Annotated in this window: 13 protein-coding genes; 7 read left to right on the top strand and 6 right to left on the bottom strand. The window is 70.8% G+C overall.

Annotated features, from left to right (window positions below; all coding sequences use genetic code 11):
- Positions 1–74 precede the first annotated feature (74 nt).
- From CLM62_RS42300 to CLM62_RS42290, 3 genes are all read right to left on the bottom strand, one after another.
- Complete coding sequence (locus CLM62_RS42300; RefSeq protein WP_095755386.1) at positions 75–641, bottom strand: antibiotic biosynthesis monooxygenase; 567 nt, start codon at positions 639–641, stop codon at positions 75–77.
- A 59-nt stretch (positions 642–700) separates the two neighbouring features.
- Positions 701–1,093, bottom strand: coding sequence for a hypothetical protein (locus CLM62_RS42295; RefSeq protein ID WP_095755201.1), 393 nt, complete (start codon positions 1,091–1,093; stop codon positions 701–703).
- A 319-nt stretch (positions 1,094–1,412) separates the two neighbouring features.
- On the bottom strand, positions 1,413–2,336 hold the full coding sequence (locus tag CLM62_RS42290; protein WP_179382460.1) for a MurR/RpiR family transcriptional regulator: 924 nt from the start codon (positions 2,334–2,336) through the stop codon (positions 1,413–1,415).
- A gap of 160 nt (positions 2,337–2,496) precedes the next feature.
- On the opposite strand from CLM62_RS42290, the gene CLM62_RS42285 reads away from it, so the two are divergent.
- Entirely contained in the window at positions 2,497–2,898 is a 402-nt protein-coding gene (locus CLM62_RS42285) for a DUF3662 domain-containing protein (RefSeq protein ID WP_095755199.1), read from the top strand.
- Between the two features lie 19 nt (positions 2,899–2,917).
- On the opposite strand, the gene CLM62_RS42280 is transcribed toward CLM62_RS42285, so the two are convergent.
- From CLM62_RS42280 to CLM62_RS42270, 3 genes are all read right to left on the bottom strand, one after another.
- Positions 2,918–4,564 carry a phospholipid carrier-dependent glycosyltransferase gene (locus CLM62_RS42280; protein ID WP_257004410.1) on the bottom strand — a complete coding sequence of 549 codons (1,647 nt, stop codon included), beginning with the start codon at positions 4,562–4,564 and terminating at the stop codon, positions 2,918–2,920.
- Between the two features lie 36 nt (positions 4,565–4,600).
- Positions 4,601–6,529, bottom strand: coding sequence for a phosphatase PAP2 family protein (locus CLM62_RS42275; RefSeq protein ID WP_095755197.1), 1,929 nt, complete (start codon positions 6,527–6,529; stop codon positions 4,601–4,603).
- A 170-nt stretch (positions 6,530–6,699) separates the two neighbouring features.
- Positions 6,700–7,602: a BadF/BadG/BcrA/BcrD ATPase family protein gene (locus CLM62_RS42270; protein WP_095755196.1), complete on the bottom strand. Its 903-nt coding sequence runs from the start codon at positions 7,600–7,602 to the stop codon at positions 6,700–6,702.
- Between the two features lie 332 nt (positions 7,603–7,934).
- Here CLM62_RS42270 and CLM62_RS42265 point away from each other — a divergent pair, with 332 nt between their 5' ends.
- From CLM62_RS42265 to CLM62_RS42240, 6 genes are all read left to right on the top strand, one after another.
- A complete protein-coding gene (locus CLM62_RS42265; protein ID WP_257004409.1) occupies positions 7,935–9,068 on the top strand; it encodes an ROK family transcriptional regulator in 1,134 nt (377 codons plus the stop codon).
- A gap of 271 nt (positions 9,069–9,339) precedes the next feature.
- Positions 9,340–10,665: an extracellular solute-binding protein gene (locus tag CLM62_RS42260; RefSeq protein ID WP_095755194.1), complete on the top strand. Its 1,326-nt coding sequence runs from the start codon at positions 9,340–9,342 to the stop codon at positions 10,663–10,665.
- Positions 10,666–10,786: 121 nt separating this feature from the next.
- Complete coding sequence (locus CLM62_RS42255; protein ID WP_095755193.1) at positions 10,787–11,698, top strand: carbohydrate ABC transporter permease; 912 nt, start codon at positions 10,787–10,789, stop codon at positions 11,696–11,698.
- Entirely contained in the window at positions 11,695–12,597 is a 903-nt protein-coding gene (locus tag CLM62_RS42250) for a carbohydrate ABC transporter permease (protein WP_095755192.1), read from the top strand. Before CLM62_RS42255 ends, CLM62_RS42250 begins: the two co-directional genes overlap by 4 nt.
- 2 nt (positions 12,598–12,599) lie before the next feature.
- Complete coding sequence (locus CLM62_RS42245) at positions 12,600–14,318, top strand: hypothetical protein (protein ID WP_095755191.1); 1,719 nt, start codon at positions 12,600–12,602, stop codon at positions 14,316–14,318.
- A 70-nt stretch (positions 14,319–14,388) separates the two neighbouring features.
- Positions 14,389–16,221, top strand: coding sequence for a hypothetical protein (locus CLM62_RS42240; protein ID WP_095755385.1), 1,833 nt, complete (start codon positions 14,389–14,391; stop codon positions 16,219–16,221).
- The last annotated feature ends 19 nt before the right edge of the window (positions 16,222–16,240 follow it).

Raw genomic sequence — 16,240 nt, 5'->3', positions numbered from 1 at the left:
GGGCTTGTTCCCACCGCGCTCATCGACGCGGCCGGCTGGCGGCCTCCGCGGTTGCCCGGCCCGCCGGGGCCGGCTCAGCGATGCGGCGGCGGGAACAGCCACAGCCGCAGCAGCCGGCTCAGCAACGGCATGACCAGGTACGTCAGCACCGGCAGCAGCACGATCGGGAACACGGCCGCGCGCAGCGGCAGGGGCCACGTGGTCGTCTGGGGCGTCACCAGCCACTGGATCAGGAAGGTGAACGGATAGGCGCCGAGGAACGTGGTGAGCACCATCTTCCAGCGGGGAGGGGCCTGCACGGTGGTGCCGGGCAGGCTGAACCAGGTCTCCATCCCCGTCGTCGACTGCCGCTCACTGCCGATCTCCGTCGCGACGTTCTCGATCCGCTCGTGCCACGAGGCCCGCTCGTCCGACTCCAGCCAGGCGGTGAGCCGGTGCGGGTCGGACCAGCGCAGCACCGCGTGGAAGCGGTGACCGTCCTCGGGACGCAGCCAGGAGACGCCCTCGTTGCCCGGGAACTCTCTGGCGCAGCGGGTGATTCCGCGCGTCCACTCCTCGAACTCCTGCTCCCGGCCGGGACGCACCTGCCAGGTGAGAACCGTGGTGATCGGCTCGCCCCGCCGCACATCGGTGGTGCTCATGCTCACCATGTGTGCCACGCGAGACGCGGGTCATGCCCCTCCTGGGGCGTACGGGCCGATCAGCGTCCGTGCGCGTGCTCCACCAGGGCCTGTGTGACCGCCCGGACGCTGCGGGCGATGTGCTGCAGCTGCATGACCTCCGCCGCGTACAGCTTGATCGTGTGCTCGATGACCGACTCCGGCAGACCGAGCCCGGGCAGATCGGCCCGGGCCGTCTGCAGGGCGGTACGGGCGACCCGGATCTCGTGCTGGACCTGGATCTGCGCGTGCCGGGCGAGCAGCACAGGGTGGCGGATCAGGGCCGGGTAGCTGGCATAGCGCGCCGGCACCAGCTCGCGCAGCCACTTGGCCGCCGAGCGTTCCCAGTCGTAGCTGCCGGGGGACTTGACCTGGCACGGCCAGTCCGGGCTGATGCGCGTGGTCGTCCGTGTGGTCGTCAGGGGCATGGTCATCGCTTCCGGGTGTGCGGCGTCGTGAGGGTGGTCCGACGGGGTGGGCGGCCCCGGTCCAGGGGATGGCCGGGGCCGCCACGACCGAACATCCTCGGCGCCGACGCGGGTAGGAGACGGCGGCTCGGGATGTCCGTGGGTGTGGAACGTGTCCCGGTGCGGCCCGGGGTGTGATCCGTGAGCAGTATTTATATATGCCGTCCGCTTTTCAAGGAGTATGAAAACATTCATGCGCGATTTGGGATAGATGATTCCGCTATGCCCGGATACGGGTGGAGTGTCTTTTGGTCCCGGAGAGAACCCGGAGAGAACCCGGAGAGAATCAGTCCCGGAGAAAGAACTGGTGCTGGTCGGAGACCTGCTCGTACTCCTCCAGCCGCGCCTGAGTGCGCTCGGGGTCGGCGTCGGTCATGGCCTGCAGCAGCGCGGCGGCCATCACGCCGGGCGCGGCGTAGGAGTCGAACACCAGGCGGGAGCCGGTGCCGGTGGCGAAGACGACGTCCGCCTCGTCGGCCACCGGTCCGAGCGCCAGATCGGTGATCAGCGCGACCTTCAGTCCGGCGTGGCGCGCGACCCGGACGGCGGTGAGGGTCTCCTGGGCGTGCCGGGGCATCGAGAACGCCAGCACCCAGGTGCCGCCGGCCGCGTGCGACTGCAGCAGCGCGTCGTAGGCGACGCTGCCGCCCCGCGTCACGAGCCGTACGTCCGGGTGGACTCGGCGGGCGGCGTAGGCGAAGTACTCGGCCAGCGACGCCGAGATGCGCAGACCCAGGACCGTCAGCGGGGTCGACCGGGACAGCTTGCGGCCGATGTCGATCACCTGGTCGGGGTCGGCGAAGTCGCGCCGCAGGTTCTCCAGGTTCTCGATCTCGGCGTCGACCGCCGCCTGGAGCTCGTTGCTCCCGTTGTCCTCCGCCGCCGCGGGCCCGCCGGCGAGGGTGCCGAGCGCGATCGACTGGAGCTTCTCCCGTAGCGCGGGGTAACCGCTGAAGCCGACCGCCGCGGCGAAGCGTGTCACCGAGGGCTGGCTCACGCCGACGCGCTCGGCGAGATCGGTGATCGAAAGGAAGGCCGCCTCGGTGATGTGCTCGATCAGGTACTGGGCGATGCGCCGCTGCCCCGGGGACAGCCGGGGCCGGTCGAAGAGCGCCCTGAGCTGGGAAGTCGGGGAGGCCTCCGCCTCCGGTGCGGTCTTTCCCGAGGTGATCGCGGATGCCTGGGCGCGTGCGTGCTGCGGCGATGGCACCGGTGCGCCTCCTTTGTCTCCCACAGAGACTCAACATAGCTCACACACTGTGGTGACCAGGGTCTGCGCGAAAGCATTCGGTGACCGGCAGAAGGGACGGATACGGGCACTCCGGACGGGAACCCGCCCCCGACGACTTCAGGGAGGAGTGACGACACGCATGAGTGCGATCAGCGCGGTGGAACAGGCCTTGGAGAACCGGTGGGAGGCGCTGTGGGCGAGGGTCTTCGACAAGGAACCCGTCGAACTCCTCGACGCGCTGCGCCGCGAGTGCGACAGCAACGCGGTCGTCTGCAGCGAGACCCGGATCGTGGTGCCCAACGCCTACGACGTCGAACTCGCCGACTTCGTGCACGACGAACTCTCGCGCCGCGGCAGCCGCGTCGGCCAGGCGCTCACCGACAGTCTGGTACGGCATGCCGAACGCCACGGCTACGAGTGGGCGGGCCCGCTCGCGGTGCATATCACCAGGTCCGCGCACGTGCCCAACGGCCGCTACCGCGTGGCCAGCAGCGTGATGCCGCACGTGTGCGCCGAGGGGTTCCAGCACACGGCGACTTAAGGCTCATCACGAGCGGACGTCATCGGCGGTAGATCGTGATCGAATGGCCGACCTCGTCGATTGCCCGACTGCTGTCGATCAACTCGGCCAGTCGCCCCTTCGCTTTGGCGACCGAGGAGTTCGACACGACCAGCAGCCCGCGCACCCGCCCTACGGGCGCTTCACCCGGGTCGCACGCGTGGATGCCGTAGAAGGACGGCACGCCGCTGCCCTTGTACACGAGCCAGATCCGCTCACCGCCGTACCTCTCGCGCAGCCGGTCGGCGAGCCGGCCGAGGTCCTGGCCCCAGTCGACGTTGGAGTCGTGCAGCCGCAGCCGGGTCTTGGCCGGCCCGCCGAACGCCTCGTTGGAGTACGGCAGATAGTAGGGGTATGTCCGCACGGAGCTGACCGCGACGAACAGCACCAGCGCCCCCGCCACCACCGGCACCCACCCCCGCCGCCCCCGCACGGCGAGGAGACAGCCGGCCGCCACCGCCAGGAACATCGGCAGAAAGACGGCGTAGCGGGTGCCGAAGTCCCGTGTCCCCTCCATGGCCGCGACGAGCAGCACCGCGGCGGGCACGAGCAGATACGGGGCCGCGGGCCGCAGCCGCCGTACCGCCACCACTACTACGGCGCCGGCGGCCCACAGTGCGAGCATGCCGAGCGGCGTCTTCACCAGCAGCGCGACCGGCAGGTAGTACCAGCGAGACCCGTTGTACACCTCGCCGAGCAGGAAGCCCTGCCACGGCTGGTTCTCCAGACCGAACTGGACGCGCATCCCGTCCCGGTACGCCTCCGGGAACGGCAGCAGCTCGACCAGCAGCCTCCGCCGCCCGTGCAGGACGGGCACATGCTGCTCGGGCGCCCAGCGCAGCCGCGGATCGACGGCCAGATACGACGCCCATACGACGGCGACCGCGACCAGCGCCACCACGGCAGCGCCCCCGACCGCCCGCAGCAAGGCCCTGCGCCGGTCCGCCGCAGCTCCGTTCCAGGCCGACACGGCAGCGAGCGCCACCAGCACCGGAACCGCCGCCAGCGCGCTCATCTTCGTGGCCACGGCCGCGCCGAGCGCCGCCCCCGCGAGCGGCAGGAACAGCCGCGGCCGCAGGCGCGCCCGCCACAGCAGCCATGCCGACGTCAGCAGGAACCCGGCCGCCGGTACGTCGAGGGTGGCCAGCGAGCCGTGCGCGATGACGTCGGGGGAGAAGGCGTACAGGGCGAGGGCCGTCAACCCGCCCGCGACGCCCGCGAGTTCACGGGCGAAGGCGAAGACGACGAGACCGCACAGCAGCGTCAGCACGATCATCGGGAGACGGGCCCACAGCATCAGCCGCCACGGGTCGTTGCCGGACTCGTACAGCAGATGCCGGCCCAGCTGGGCCTGACCGCCGGTATGGGAGGCGTCGACGTGCGGATCGGCGAGCGCCACTCCGGTGGCGATGACCAGCTTGCCCAGCGGCGGGTGTTCGGGGTTGTGGCGCAGGCGGTGTTCGTGCAGATAGTCGGCGGCCGTCCCCACGTACACGGGTTCGTCGATGGTCGGCGTCTGCCGCACGGCCGTCGTCACCATCGCGACGGCCATCTGGGCCAGCAGCACCACGACGAGGAACGGCACGAGCCACCGTCCGCCGACCCGCCCCGGCGACCGCGCGGCGGGAGCGATGCGGAGGCGTTTCATGCGCCTACTCTGCATCAGCTCCCGCCACGAAGGGCGTTACCGCTTCAAGAGCCGTACGGACAGACCTTCCGCCGTGTACAGGGGGACGGCCCGCAGCGTGTCGGAGTCGAGTTCCACGCGGTCGAACCGGCCGCGCAGCTGTGCGGCGTCGAGTACGGGAACGACGGTCCCGGCGACGGGCGGGCGTTCGGCGTCGAGCCGCAGAGCCAGCACGCTGCCCGGGCCCAGCGTGACCCGGCGCTTCACCTCGAGCGCCGGTCCGTGGTTCTTCCGGAGCAACAGCTCGAGGGCGCCGCCCTCCTGGACGTACGTACCGCGCAGCCGCAGGACCTTGTCCGCGCGGAGCGTGCCGCCCACGACCCGGACGTCGCCCTCACCCAGCGCGTTGGGCGACCCGGCGACCAGCACGCCGTCCTCGACCACGGTTCCGCCCTTGTACCGGTTGTGCCCCGTCAGGGTGAGCGTGCCGCTGCCCCGCTTGGTCAGCCCGCCGTCGCCCTTGATGTCGTTGCGCCAGCTGTCGGCCGCCCGGAAGCCGCCGGCCGCCGCGTCGAGCGTGACGGTCACGTCGGAGTCGAAGGCGCCGTAACCGTCCGCCGCGGCGAACAGGTTGAGCCGCCCCCACTGCTCGAAGCCGTCCAGCAGGACATACCCGGCGGGCAGCCCGGTGGTGCGCAGCACCTCGCGCCGCTGGGCCGCGTCCAGGTACGGCAGCCGCGTCTCCAGCAGTACCTCCGCGCCCTTCGGCACGGTCAGAGGCGCCGTGCGGCCCTCCCGCTCCAGCACATAGGTCAACTTCGGTTCCACCACACGGGCGTTGGCGTCCCGGTCGGCGTACGGGTCGCTGTCGGTGCCGGCCGAGTGCGCGTACGCCAGCAGCGCGTCGGTGCCGGTCCGCTCCTTGAAGTAGGCCAGGGCCTGGGCCCGCGCCTCCGCCTTGAGCTGCGCGTTCGCGGGGTCGGACAGCGCGGCGGCGGCCAGGGCGGTGGCCATGATGCGGCCGCCGAGGACGTCGACCGTGGAGTGCATGCCGGCCACGATCCGCATGTGGCTGAGCTCGAACGCGCGCGTCACCAGCTCCTGGAAACGCTCCGGGACCGCGTAGGCGTAGGCCAGGGCCGCCAGGTGGAGGGCGTTGGTGTGACCGCTCGGGAAGCCGCCGTCGTCGGCCGGGTTCTCGCTGCGCTGCCGCAGCAACTGCGGGGCGACGACCACATTCGAGTCGTACACCGGGTAGCCGAACGTGTCCTTCGCGCCGGTGTCGACGACCTGGCTGTCCTCGTTCATGCGCCACGGACGCGGGTACTGGAAGGCGAACTTGGCCGGGTTGCCCGAGGCGAAGGGACCGCGCACCGTGTCGACCAGCTTGGCCACCTTGCCGAGCGCCGAGTCGTATGAACCGGCGCCGAGGGCAGAACCGGCGGGGGCGTCGGCGGGCACGGCGTCGCTGATCTTGCCGGCGGGCGTGCCGTCCGGGGCGCTGGTGATCGACGTGACGGCCTTGGCGCCCGCCTTGTAGAGGTCGGCCAGCGGACCGAGCCCGCCGATCACCGAGTAGCTCTGGTGCTGGCGGTCGACGATGAACGCCTCCTTCGCCTGCGCCTCGGTGCGCGCGGACGTGATCCCGGCGCAGTAGCGCATGTTGGCGCGCAGCACCTCGGCCCGCAGCGGCACTCCGGTGTTCCAGGCGTCGCCGGTCTTCCACACCTCGGCGAAGCCGCCGAGGATGCGGACCACCGCGTTGGTCTCGGGCGTCTGGTTCGCCACGATGTTCGTCTTGTAGTCGTCGACGAACGCGGCTGCGCCGGCGGCGGCCTTCACGTCCGCGGCGGCCAGCCACGTGACGAAGGTGGGTGCGGCCAGCACACCGGCCGAGGCGCCCAGGGAGGTCTTGAGGAACCCCCTTCGGTTCACGGTGCGTTCACGGACCGACGCGGGGGAGTGGTGCCCGGCTGATGACGGCATGCGTATGCCTCTCTTGAATTCTTCGGCCGTGCGGCCGGGAGGGTGTGCGATCGATCGCGGCTCGTGACATGGCAGGTGACGCATGGGTCGAATGCGCTTTCCGAGCCGTACGAGCGAAGATCTACGGGCGAGTTGTGTCGGAACGGGGAGGGCCAGGCGTCCGCCACGTGTCATACGAGTGAACGGGCCATCGCCACGGCCCCGTCGACCGGTGGCACCTCGAGAGGCCTCGGCCGCGCACCCGGCACGCTCTCGGCCAGAGCCGACACGAAGGCGCCGTACAGGGCGGGTTGGGCGAGGACCGTGCCGCCCGCCACCACGACGTCGTCGACCACCACCCCGCGTCCGGCGAGCCGTTCGACGAGCCCGGCGAGCGAGCGGCCGGCCTCGGCGATCACCGTACGGGCCAGGGCCGAGCCCGCCTCGGCGGCGGCGAACACGACCGGCGCGTGCCGGCCCCACTCGGCGGAGACGTCCGACGCGCCTTCCAGTGCCGCCCCGAGCGCCGGTGTCTCGGCGACGTCGAACGCGGCCATGAGCCCCTTGGCGAGTTCGTCGGGTTCATCACCACGGTCATGTGCCGCCCACGCGGCGCGCGCGGCCTCGCGGACCAGACCGGCCGAGCCGCCCTCGTCGCCGAGGACCGCGCCCCAGCCGCCGACCTGGACGGGGCTGCCGTCGTCGAGGCGGGCCACCGCGACGGAACCCGTGCCGGCGACGAGGCCGACACCCCGGTCGAGACCGGCGGCGGGGACGAGCAGTTCGGCGTCGCCCACGACCGACGCGGGAGCGTCGAAGTGCAGTTGCAGCGCGGTGCGTATCTGGGCGCACTGGCGGGGCGTCTCGCAGGCGTGCCCGCCCACGGCGACGGCCGAGGGGCGTACCCCCGCCGGCAGGGCGGCGGCGACCAGCGCGGCCAGCCATCCGGCGGCGGCGACCGGGTCGTGCGGCCGCCAGCCGCTGCTCGGGCGGACGTGGTCGGCGACCAGGTCGTCCCCCGCGAGGGCGCGGAGATGCGTCTTGGTGCCGCCCACGTCGATACCGACCACGAGGGGTGGCGTGGAGTCCTGCACGGAACCTCTTTCGTCGTTGCGCTGGGCTGCGACGGTGGGCGAACCGTGGTGGGAACATGGGGAGTTGAGGAACTAGGGAAGCCCCGGGACAGGCCTCTGACGGAGCACGGCAGGCGAGTACCGTGAAGTTCGTTAGGAAACTAACTAACGAAGTACAGTGCGTCAAGAGGCCTCACGCACTCGACCGCCGGAACGACCCCTCGGGTTCGCCGCGAGGCGGGAACGCGTGACGCCAGGGCATCCCATCGCCGCATCCCGCGGAGACCGTCGAACAGAGACGACCGACCCGGGAGCGCGGCCTTGACCTGTGTGGGAGAACTGTGGAACACGACGTGGCGAAAGCCACCCGCCTGACCGAGAGCGCGAGCGCGGTGTTCGCCGTGCTGGCCGGGGCAGGCAGGGCGACCCGGCCGCAGCTCGCGAGCCTGGCGGGCCTGTCCAAGCCGACGGTGTCCTCCGCCGTCGCGGAACTGGAGGGCGCCCGGCTCGCCGCCCACTCCGGCACCGCCTCCAGCGGCACCGGCCGCACCGCCGCCGTCTACCGTCTCGGACCGGCCGCCGGAGCCGTACTCGCCGTCGACCTCGGCCCCGCCCTCACCCGGGTGCGCGGCTGCGCCCTGGACGGCACCCTGCTCGCCCAGGCCACCGGCGCCCGGGAGGACGCCGCCGACGTCGTGCGAGAAGCCCTCGACGCGCTGCCCGCCGGCGCCCCGCTGCGCACCATCGTCGTCGCCGTCGGCGACGTCACCGCGCAGGAGAAGGAGGGCTCCGGTATGCGCCCCGCGACCGCCAAGGCCGGCCCCGTCTTCGACGCCATGGCCGTCGCGCTGCCGCCGGGCGTTCCCGTCCACCTGGAGAACAACGTCAACTGCGCCGCCCTCGCCGAGCTGCACGAGGGTGCCGCCCGCGGCCGGCACACCTTCGGCTATCTGCGGATCGGCGTGGGCATCGGCCTCGGCATCGTGGTCGGCGGCCAGGTGCTGCGCGGAGCGAACGGCGCGGCCGGAGAGCTGGCCCGGCTGCCCTACCCCTGGGACGACGGCCGGGAGCCGCGCCAGGAGGCCCTGGAGGAGTACATCGGCGCCCGCTCGCTCCTGCGGCGGGCGGCCGAGACCTGGCCGGACGAGGACGGGCCCTGCCCCCGCACCGCCGAGCAGCTCTTCGCCCTGGCGGGGGAGGGCCGGGCGGCGGCCCGCGCCGTGATCGGCGGCCATGCCACCGACGTCGGCCGTCTCGCCGCCGCCGTGACCGCCGTACTGGACCCGGGACTGATCGTCCTGGGCGGCAGCACGGGCGCGGACCCGCAGATCCTGCCCGGTGTGCGGGCCGAGCTGGCCCGGCTGAGCTGGCCCACCGAGGTGGTCAGCAGCACGATCGGGGATCTCGGTACAGTCGTGGGCGCCGCACGGCTCGCGGTCGCCCGGGGAGTCCAAACCGTGACCGAAGCCGCGGGGACGAAGGATTGACGGCTTCCGACTCGGTCTGCCAATGTCCGGACAAGCGCTTTCTAAGTCGGCCGGGACGCCGGCTTGGGGTGAGCGTCCCGGCCGTACGCGAAGTACGGCAGCCGCGCGAGGGCGTGCCCGTGCGGTGACGGCCAGAACGGCCGGGGATCCTGCCCCGCGTGGACGATGCGGCCGGGCGAGGCCGCACCCCCGGAAAGCGACTTTCCTGCAAATGCACCCGTGTCGCCTCGGTCGGCGCCGGGCCGTCTCCTACGATGAAAAGGGATCGAAGATGACCACTGTGGGTGTGCGGCGCTCCCGCCGACTCGGCCGCGGCGGCATACGCCGCCTGGTTCGCCTCGCTGCCGTGGCCACGGCAGGTGCCCTGCTGCTCTCCGCCTGCGGCGGGTCGGGATCCGACTCGGGCGGGAACGCCAAGTCGCTGACGTTCTGGATCTCCACGGTTCCGGGGCAGGACGCGGGCTGGAAGAAGATGGTGGCGCAGTACAAGAAGGAAACCGGCGTCGACGTCAAGCTCGTCAACATCCCCTACGACGGCTACGCGCCGAAGCTGCGCAACGCCGCGCAGGCGAACTCGCTGCCCGACGTGGCGACCGTGCCGGCGCTGGACCCGATCTGGTCGAACAAGCTGATCGACCTCAGCGACATCGCCAACAACAAGAGCAACAAGATCAACGCCAACTTCCTCGCCAAGGACTCGTCCGGGAAGGTGCTGGCCATCCCCTCGGACGTCACCGCGTCCGGCATGTTCATCAACGAGACGCTGTTCAAGAAGGCCGGCGTCTCCTTCCCGACCTCGCCCCAGAAGACCTGGACCTGGACCGACTTCATCGCCGCGGCGAACAAGGTCCGCGAGAAGACCGGCGCCAAGTACTCCCTGACGTTCGACCAGTCGCCGTCCCGGCTCCGCGCCATGGTGTACGAGATGGGCGGGAAGTACGTCCACGCGGACTCCTCCGGCAAGTTCTCGGCGGACGCGGCGACCAAGAAGGCCGTGAACTACTTCGTCGGGCTGAACGACGACAAGACCATGCCGAAGTCGGTGTGGACCAGCGGCGCCGACCCGTCGGCCATGTTCCAGAGCGGTGACGTGGTCGCCTACTGGTCCGGCGTGTGGCAGGTTCCCGCCTTCGCGGAGAGCATCAAGAAGTTCGACTGGGCGAGCGTCCCGACTCCCGCCCAGCCGGTGCAGGCCAGCGACGTCAACAGCGGCGGCCTGACGGTGGGCTTCAACAACAACGGCGAGGCGGCCACCGCCGCGACGAAGTTCCTGTCCTGGCTGTACGAGCCGGCCCACTACCAGGCGCTGTGCGAGGCGTCCGGGTTCCTGCCGGTCGAGAGCGGTCTGAACCCGAAGTACCCCTTCACCTCCGAGGCGGCGCAGGCGGCGTTCAAGCTGTACAACGAGTCGATCCCGCTCTACGCCCCGATCTCCGGGTACTTCAACACCGCGCAGACGAACTGGGTGCTGAAGGGCAAGAGCCTCACCGAGGACCCGACCAAGACGGAGCTCGGCAAGGCGATCAACGGCCAGCAGTCGGCCGACAAGGCCCTGGAGAACATCGTGGCCGGCTACAACCAGCAGGTCGGCGGCTGAGCGTAGGCCAGGCCCGGGCGGCGGTGTCTCGACCCCGCCGCCCGGCCGCGGGCGCCCACGTGATGCCGGGCTCATGGCGTGAGCCCACAGGAATCCATTCCACCAGCACGGAGTCAGGAAGATGACAAAACGCGCCTCGGACGTGTCCGTGAGCCCGCCCAGGAGACGCAACAAGTACATCGTCGCGCCGCTCGTCCTCATCGCGGCCAATGTCGTGCTCTTCGCCCTGTTCTTCGTCTGGCCGGCGGTGATCGGGCTCGTCTACTCCTTCACGAACTACACGGGTGTGGGGGCGTTCCAGTTCATCGGACTGGACAACTACGACAACCTGTTCGGGGACTCCACCTTCTACGCCGCGCTGACCCGGACGCTGCTGTACGCCGTGCTCTTCGTTCCGCTGAACTTCGCGGTCTCGCTGATCACCGCCAACCTGCTGGTGAGCAAGCACGCCAAGGGCACGTCGGTAGCCCGCGTCATCTTCTTCATCCCGTGGCTTCTGTCGCCCATCGTCGTGGGTGTCCTGTGGCGGTGGCTGTTCGGTGAGAACTTCGGACTGGTCAACTACGTCATCGAGAAGCTCGGTGGAAGTGCCGTTCCGTGGCAGTCGAACGCGGACCTGTCGTTGATAGTGGTGGTGATGGCGGCATCCTGGGCCTGGACGGGCTTCTCGATGCTGCTGTTCATCGCGGCGATCAAGAACGTACCGGTGTCGTACTACGAGGCGGCCTCGCTCGACGGCGCCGGCCCATGGCGCCAGTTCATCAGCATCACGCTGCCGAGCATCGCGCCCACCTCGTTCATCGTCATCCTGCTCAACACGATCAACGCGATGAAGGAATACCCGGTGTTCGTCGCCCTCAACAACGGCGGACCCGGAACATCGAACAACCTGATGGTCCAGTACATCTATGAGACCGGGTTCAAACGGGGCCAGATCGGCTACGCGAGCGCCGCGTCATTCGTGCTCATGCTCATCCTGATGGCCGTCGCGATCATCCAGCTGATCGTCAACCGGCGGGTGGAGAACCGATGACAACCACAGATATGCCACGCCCGGTCGACGCCGATCCCGGACGAGCCGTCTCCAAGAAGCGGCCCCGCAGCGCGGGCAGCGGTGGGCTCCGGCGGGCGGTGCCCGCGACGACACTGCTGTGGATCCTGGCGTGCCTCTACGGGTTGCCGGTGCTGTGGTTCATCCTCAGCTCCCTCAAGCCGGCCAGCGACCTGTTCTCCTATCCGCTGACGCTGGTTCCGCACAACCCCACCCTGTCGGGTTACCTGACGGCGTGGCGCAGTGCCAACTTCTCCCAGTACTTCATCAACACGACCATCGTGTGCGTGATCACGACGATCCTCACGGTGGGAGTCAGCTGCTGCACCGGTTACGCGCTGGCCAAGTACGACAACAAGTGGCTCAAGGTGTTCTTCATCTGCATCCTGGCCACCACGATGCTGCCGTCCGAGGTCATGCTCGCGCCGGAGTTCCTGGTGGTCCGCGACCTCGGCCTCTACAACTCGTTCGGCGGCGTCATCCTGCCCGCCGTGCTCACCGCGACCGGATGCTTCATGTTCCGCCAGTTCTTCCTGACGGTGCCCGACGAACTCCTGGAAGCCGCACGCATCGACGGCGCCCGCGAACTGTCGATCTTCCTGCGGATCATGGTGCCGCTCTCCCGGCCCATCATGCTGACCCTCGCCATCCTGTCCTTCCAGTGGCGGTGGAACGACTACATCTGGCCGCTGCTGATGCTCAACGACCCCAACAAGTTCACCGTGCAGATCGGCATCCAGAGCATCGTCGGCGCACAGAACATCAACTGGTCGGTCCTGCTCGGCGCGTCGGTCATCTCCATGATCCCGCTGATCGCCGTGTTCCTGGTGTTCCAGCGTTACGTCATGAACGCCGACATCAACGCCGGACTGAAGGACTGACCTTGCCCACCCCGCTCGACCACGAGTTCGTCCGCGCGGTGGCCCGCGCCGCCGACCGGCTGGCCGCCCCGCTGGCGGCCGGCCCCGACAAGGAACCCGCCGGTGTGACCCACCGCGTTCTGGCCCGCCGGGTGAAGACTCTGGTCGCCGCGTACCGTTCCCCGGACTCGGCACTGCACGACAGCGGGCAGGCCGTCGCCGCCGCGACGACCCACCTCCGCGCCCTGCGGGCCGCGCAGACCACCACCGGCCTCTTCGCCGGCGGCGACAACGTTCAGTCGCCGCCGGACTCCGCGTTCACCGTCAACGACGTGTGCGACGCGCACGTCCTCGCCGCCGGCGCGGGGCCGGAACTGGGCGACGTCACGGCCGCGCTCGCCGAGATCGCCGGCGCCGCCTCCGGCAGTCTCCTGACCGGTGGGGTGCACACTCCGAACCACCGCTGGGAGCTGTGCGCGGCGCTGGCCCGGCTGCACCGGTCGTTCCCGGACGACCGGCTGCTCGACCGCGTGGCGGAATGGCTCGCCGAGGGCGTCGACATCGACGCGGAGGGCCTGTACTCGGAACGCAGCGCCGTCTACGCGGCCCTCGTGACCAACCCGTCGCTGCTGTTGCTGGCCGAGGTGCTCGGGCGTACCGACCTGCTGGACGCCGTCGAACGCAACCTTGCCACGACCCTGGACCTGACCAGGCCGGACGGCACGGTGGAGACCGTCCACTCACGCCGCCAGGACCAGAAGCTTTCGTTCCCGCTGTGGCCCTACCTGCCGCACTACCGGCTGCTCGCAATCCGCACAGGCCGGGGCGACTTCGCCCGCGCGGCCCGCCTGGCGGCCGCCGACGGCATCGACGACCCCGACCTGCTCGCCCAGACCCTCCTCACCCCGGATCTGTGCCGCGCCCTGCCGGCCCCGGACGCGGAGAAGCTCCCGCGCGACCGGTACCTCCCCACCGCACGCCTCGCCGCACACGCCTCGGCCACCGCGCACACCGTGGTGTACGGCGGCTCCGACGTGCCCGAGCACCGGCGCATCCGCTCGGGCCTCGCCTGCAACCCCACCTTCCTGCGCATGTTCGCCGGTGCCGCCGTCCTCGACGCGGTCCGCCTCTCGCGGGTGTTCTTCGACCTGGGCCCGTTCCGCGCCGCCGACATGGAACAGCTCGCCGACAACCGGTACCGGCTCACCCAAACCCTCACAACCGCCTACTACCAGCCGCTCCCGAAGGACCGGAGGCGCGACGACGGCGCCTACCGCCTGCTGGACGAGGGCCGCTTCTCCGCGGCGATGGCCTTCCCCGACCGCCCTCAGGACGAGGTCTCCCACACGACCCGAGTCGAGGTCGACCTGCGGGAGGACGGGGCCGACCTGCGGATCGACATCAGCGGCCCACCGGTGGCCTGGGCCCTCGAACTGACCTTCCGGTCGGGCGGCGAGCCGCAGGGCGCCGTACCGCTCGGCGACGGACGCTGGTGCCTGACGACCGAGCCGTTGACCTACCGGGCCGGCGACGACGAGATCCGGGTCGAGGCCGCCGTCGAGGCGGGCGAACCGCTCGCCGGACCGGACCGCGGTGACGTACTGCGCTACGACCCGGGCCAGGACTACACCGTGGTGGGCGGCACCGACGCGACGACCGGGAACCGCGTCTACCTCGGCGGACACGGCCCGCAGACACTGACCGTGGCGGTGCGCGCCCGCCGGCCCGCACCCACCGTGTGACCCCGACGAACCACTCCATGGCCACCCCAGGCATGAAGGATTGATCCCCGTGCACCTCACGCCCCCTCCCGTGCACCTCCTCCACCAGCGCGGCCCGCTGCACGACCTCCCGGACACCCCGCAGACGTACGACGCGGTCCTCTCCGACGTCGTCGAGCAGGCCCTCGCGCGCATCACACCCGAGGGCAACCTCGAACACCCCGACTGCGTCGACGACATCGGCGACACCTCACTGGGCATCACCTCGCTCCTCGCGCTCGCCTGGCAGCGCACCAAGGACCCGCGGCTGCCCGAGGCGGTGCGCCGCAGCCTCGCCTTCCATCTGCGCGAGCGGGTCTACACCGACGACAACCCGGGCTACCCGAACCTGAGGCTCCGCAACTCCGGTCTGCCGTATGCCCGTTACGTCCTTCAGGCGGGCGCCCATCCGATCGGTGACTGGCCGAGCACGGTGTGGGCCCTGCTCCAGGCGGTCAACCTGCTGGACACGGTGGACGGGCTCGTCGAGGACGCACAGCGCGCCGAACTCCTCGAGGTGGCGCGCGGCTACTGGCGCTGGCTGACCGAGGTGACCTACTTCAATCCGCAGGAGGCGGGCAACCAGGCCATCGGCTGTACGGTCGGCGGCCTGATGCTGGCCCGCCATCTCCCGCCTCAGGAGGGGGAGGCGGTCCGCTCCCGCGCGATCAGCCTGTACGTCGACGAGATCCGAGCCCACCGGGTCCGTGACCGGGGCGCCCTGCTGCCCCCCGAGCACGGCGGCGCCTACGACAACAACTACGGCCCGATCTCCCTGTCCTTCCTCGCCCAGGCCCACCGGGTCAGCGGCGAGCAGATCTTCGCCGAGGACGGCGACGCGCTGGCCCGCTACATCGACGCCCGCCTGACCTCCGGCGGCTTCGACAACGGCGGTCCCCGCTACAGCGAGCAGCACTCCGGCTTCGAGTCGGTCCTGGGCCTTCGCTACTTCAGCCGGCGTATCGGCTCCGACCTCGGCCGCTACCGGGGCGACACCCGTTGGGGCCGCCACGCGGTCAAGGCGGACGGCGGGGTCGACGGTCACTTCGCGTGGATGCTGGTCTGGCAGATCCAGGACGCCACGCGCTGGCACCGTGAGCCGTCCACGGCGGTCGCCCGGCACCAACTGCGCGCGGGCACGGTCTCCGTGGCCTTCGACGACCGCATGACACCGGCGGTGGTCGAGGCGGGCGGCACGTACTACCTGTCCGCGGCCGTCAACCGCCAGCACGGCTTCGGCCCCGTCACCGACGGCTTCCTGCTGTGCCGCCCGATGGGCGAGGTGCGCGTCCGGGACGTCCGCGCCGACGGACTGACGGCCAAGCTGGTCACCAAGCCGGTCGTGGGCCGCGACCACGTCCTGCGGCATGTGCGCTCCCTGTACGTCACCGACGGGACGACCCTGTGGACGACGGTCGCCGTCGAACGCCTCGACGGCACGCCGTACCTGCTGGCCGGCCTGCCGTACGCCGAGGACGACGGCGACCGGGTCCGGCGTACGGCTCAGGCGGCCGTGTCCTGCGCGGGCACTCTGCGCCTGACGCACCCCGATGACGAGAGCGCGGAGCACTTCGACGCCCGTGCGGACCTCACCCAGGAGCAGGCGGCCTTCGCCCTCGCCGAAGACCCGCGCGGTTACGGCAACCCGGACGCGGGCTGGCGGCACCTGGTCAGCTCGACGGCCCTGGAGGCCGGCCCGATCGCCGACGCGCCGGACGACCTGCATGTGTTCGCGGTGCGGTACGGCTCCGAGGAGGCGTTCGCGGTGTCGGTGGAGCGGGGCGAGGACGGGCTGAACGTACGGACGGACGCCTTTACGGCGGTCATCGGGGCCGAGGACGCGCGGGGGGAGCCGGAGCTGACGGTGCGTCGCGCCGGCGGCTGACGGGCGTTGACGCCGAGCG

This window comes from Streptomyces sp. SA15, from assembly GCF_002291145.1.
Taxonomy (GTDB): domain Bacteria; phylum Actinomycetota; class Actinomycetes; order Streptomycetales; family Streptomycetaceae; genus Streptomyces.
Note: the sequence above shows the minus strand (reverse complement) of the source record. Positions and strands in the feature narration are given on the sequence as shown.

Coding starts and splice junctions, on each gene's coding strand:
- CLM62_RS42300 (WP_095755386.1), bottom strand. CDS start 641: ATGAGCACCACCGATGTGCGGCGGGGCGAGCCGATCACCACGGTTCTC.
- CLM62_RS42295 (WP_095755201.1), bottom strand. CDS start 1,093: ATGACCATGCCCCTGACGACCACACGGACGACCACGCGCATCAGCCCG.
- CLM62_RS42285 (WP_095755199.1), top strand. CDS start 2,497: ATGAGTGCGATCAGCGCGGTGGAACAGGCCTTGGAGAACCGGTGGGAG.
- CLM62_RS42280 (WP_257004410.1), bottom strand. CDS start 4,564: ATGAAACGCCTCCGCATCGCTCCCGCCGCGCGGTCGCCGGGGCGGGTC.
- CLM62_RS42275 (WP_095755197.1), bottom strand. CDS start 6,529: ATGCCGTCATCAGCCGGGCACCACTCCCCCGCGTCGGTCCGTGAACGC.
- CLM62_RS42260 (WP_095755194.1), top strand. CDS start 9,340: ATGACCACTGTGGGTGTGCGGCGCTCCCGCCGACTCGGCCGCGGCGGC.
- CLM62_RS42255 (WP_095755193.1), top strand. CDS start 10,787: ATGACAAAACGCGCCTCGGACGTGTCCGTGAGCCCGCCCAGGAGACGC.
- CLM62_RS42250 (WP_095755192.1), top strand. CDS start 11,695: ATGACAACCACAGATATGCCACGCCCGGTCGACGCCGATCCCGGACGA.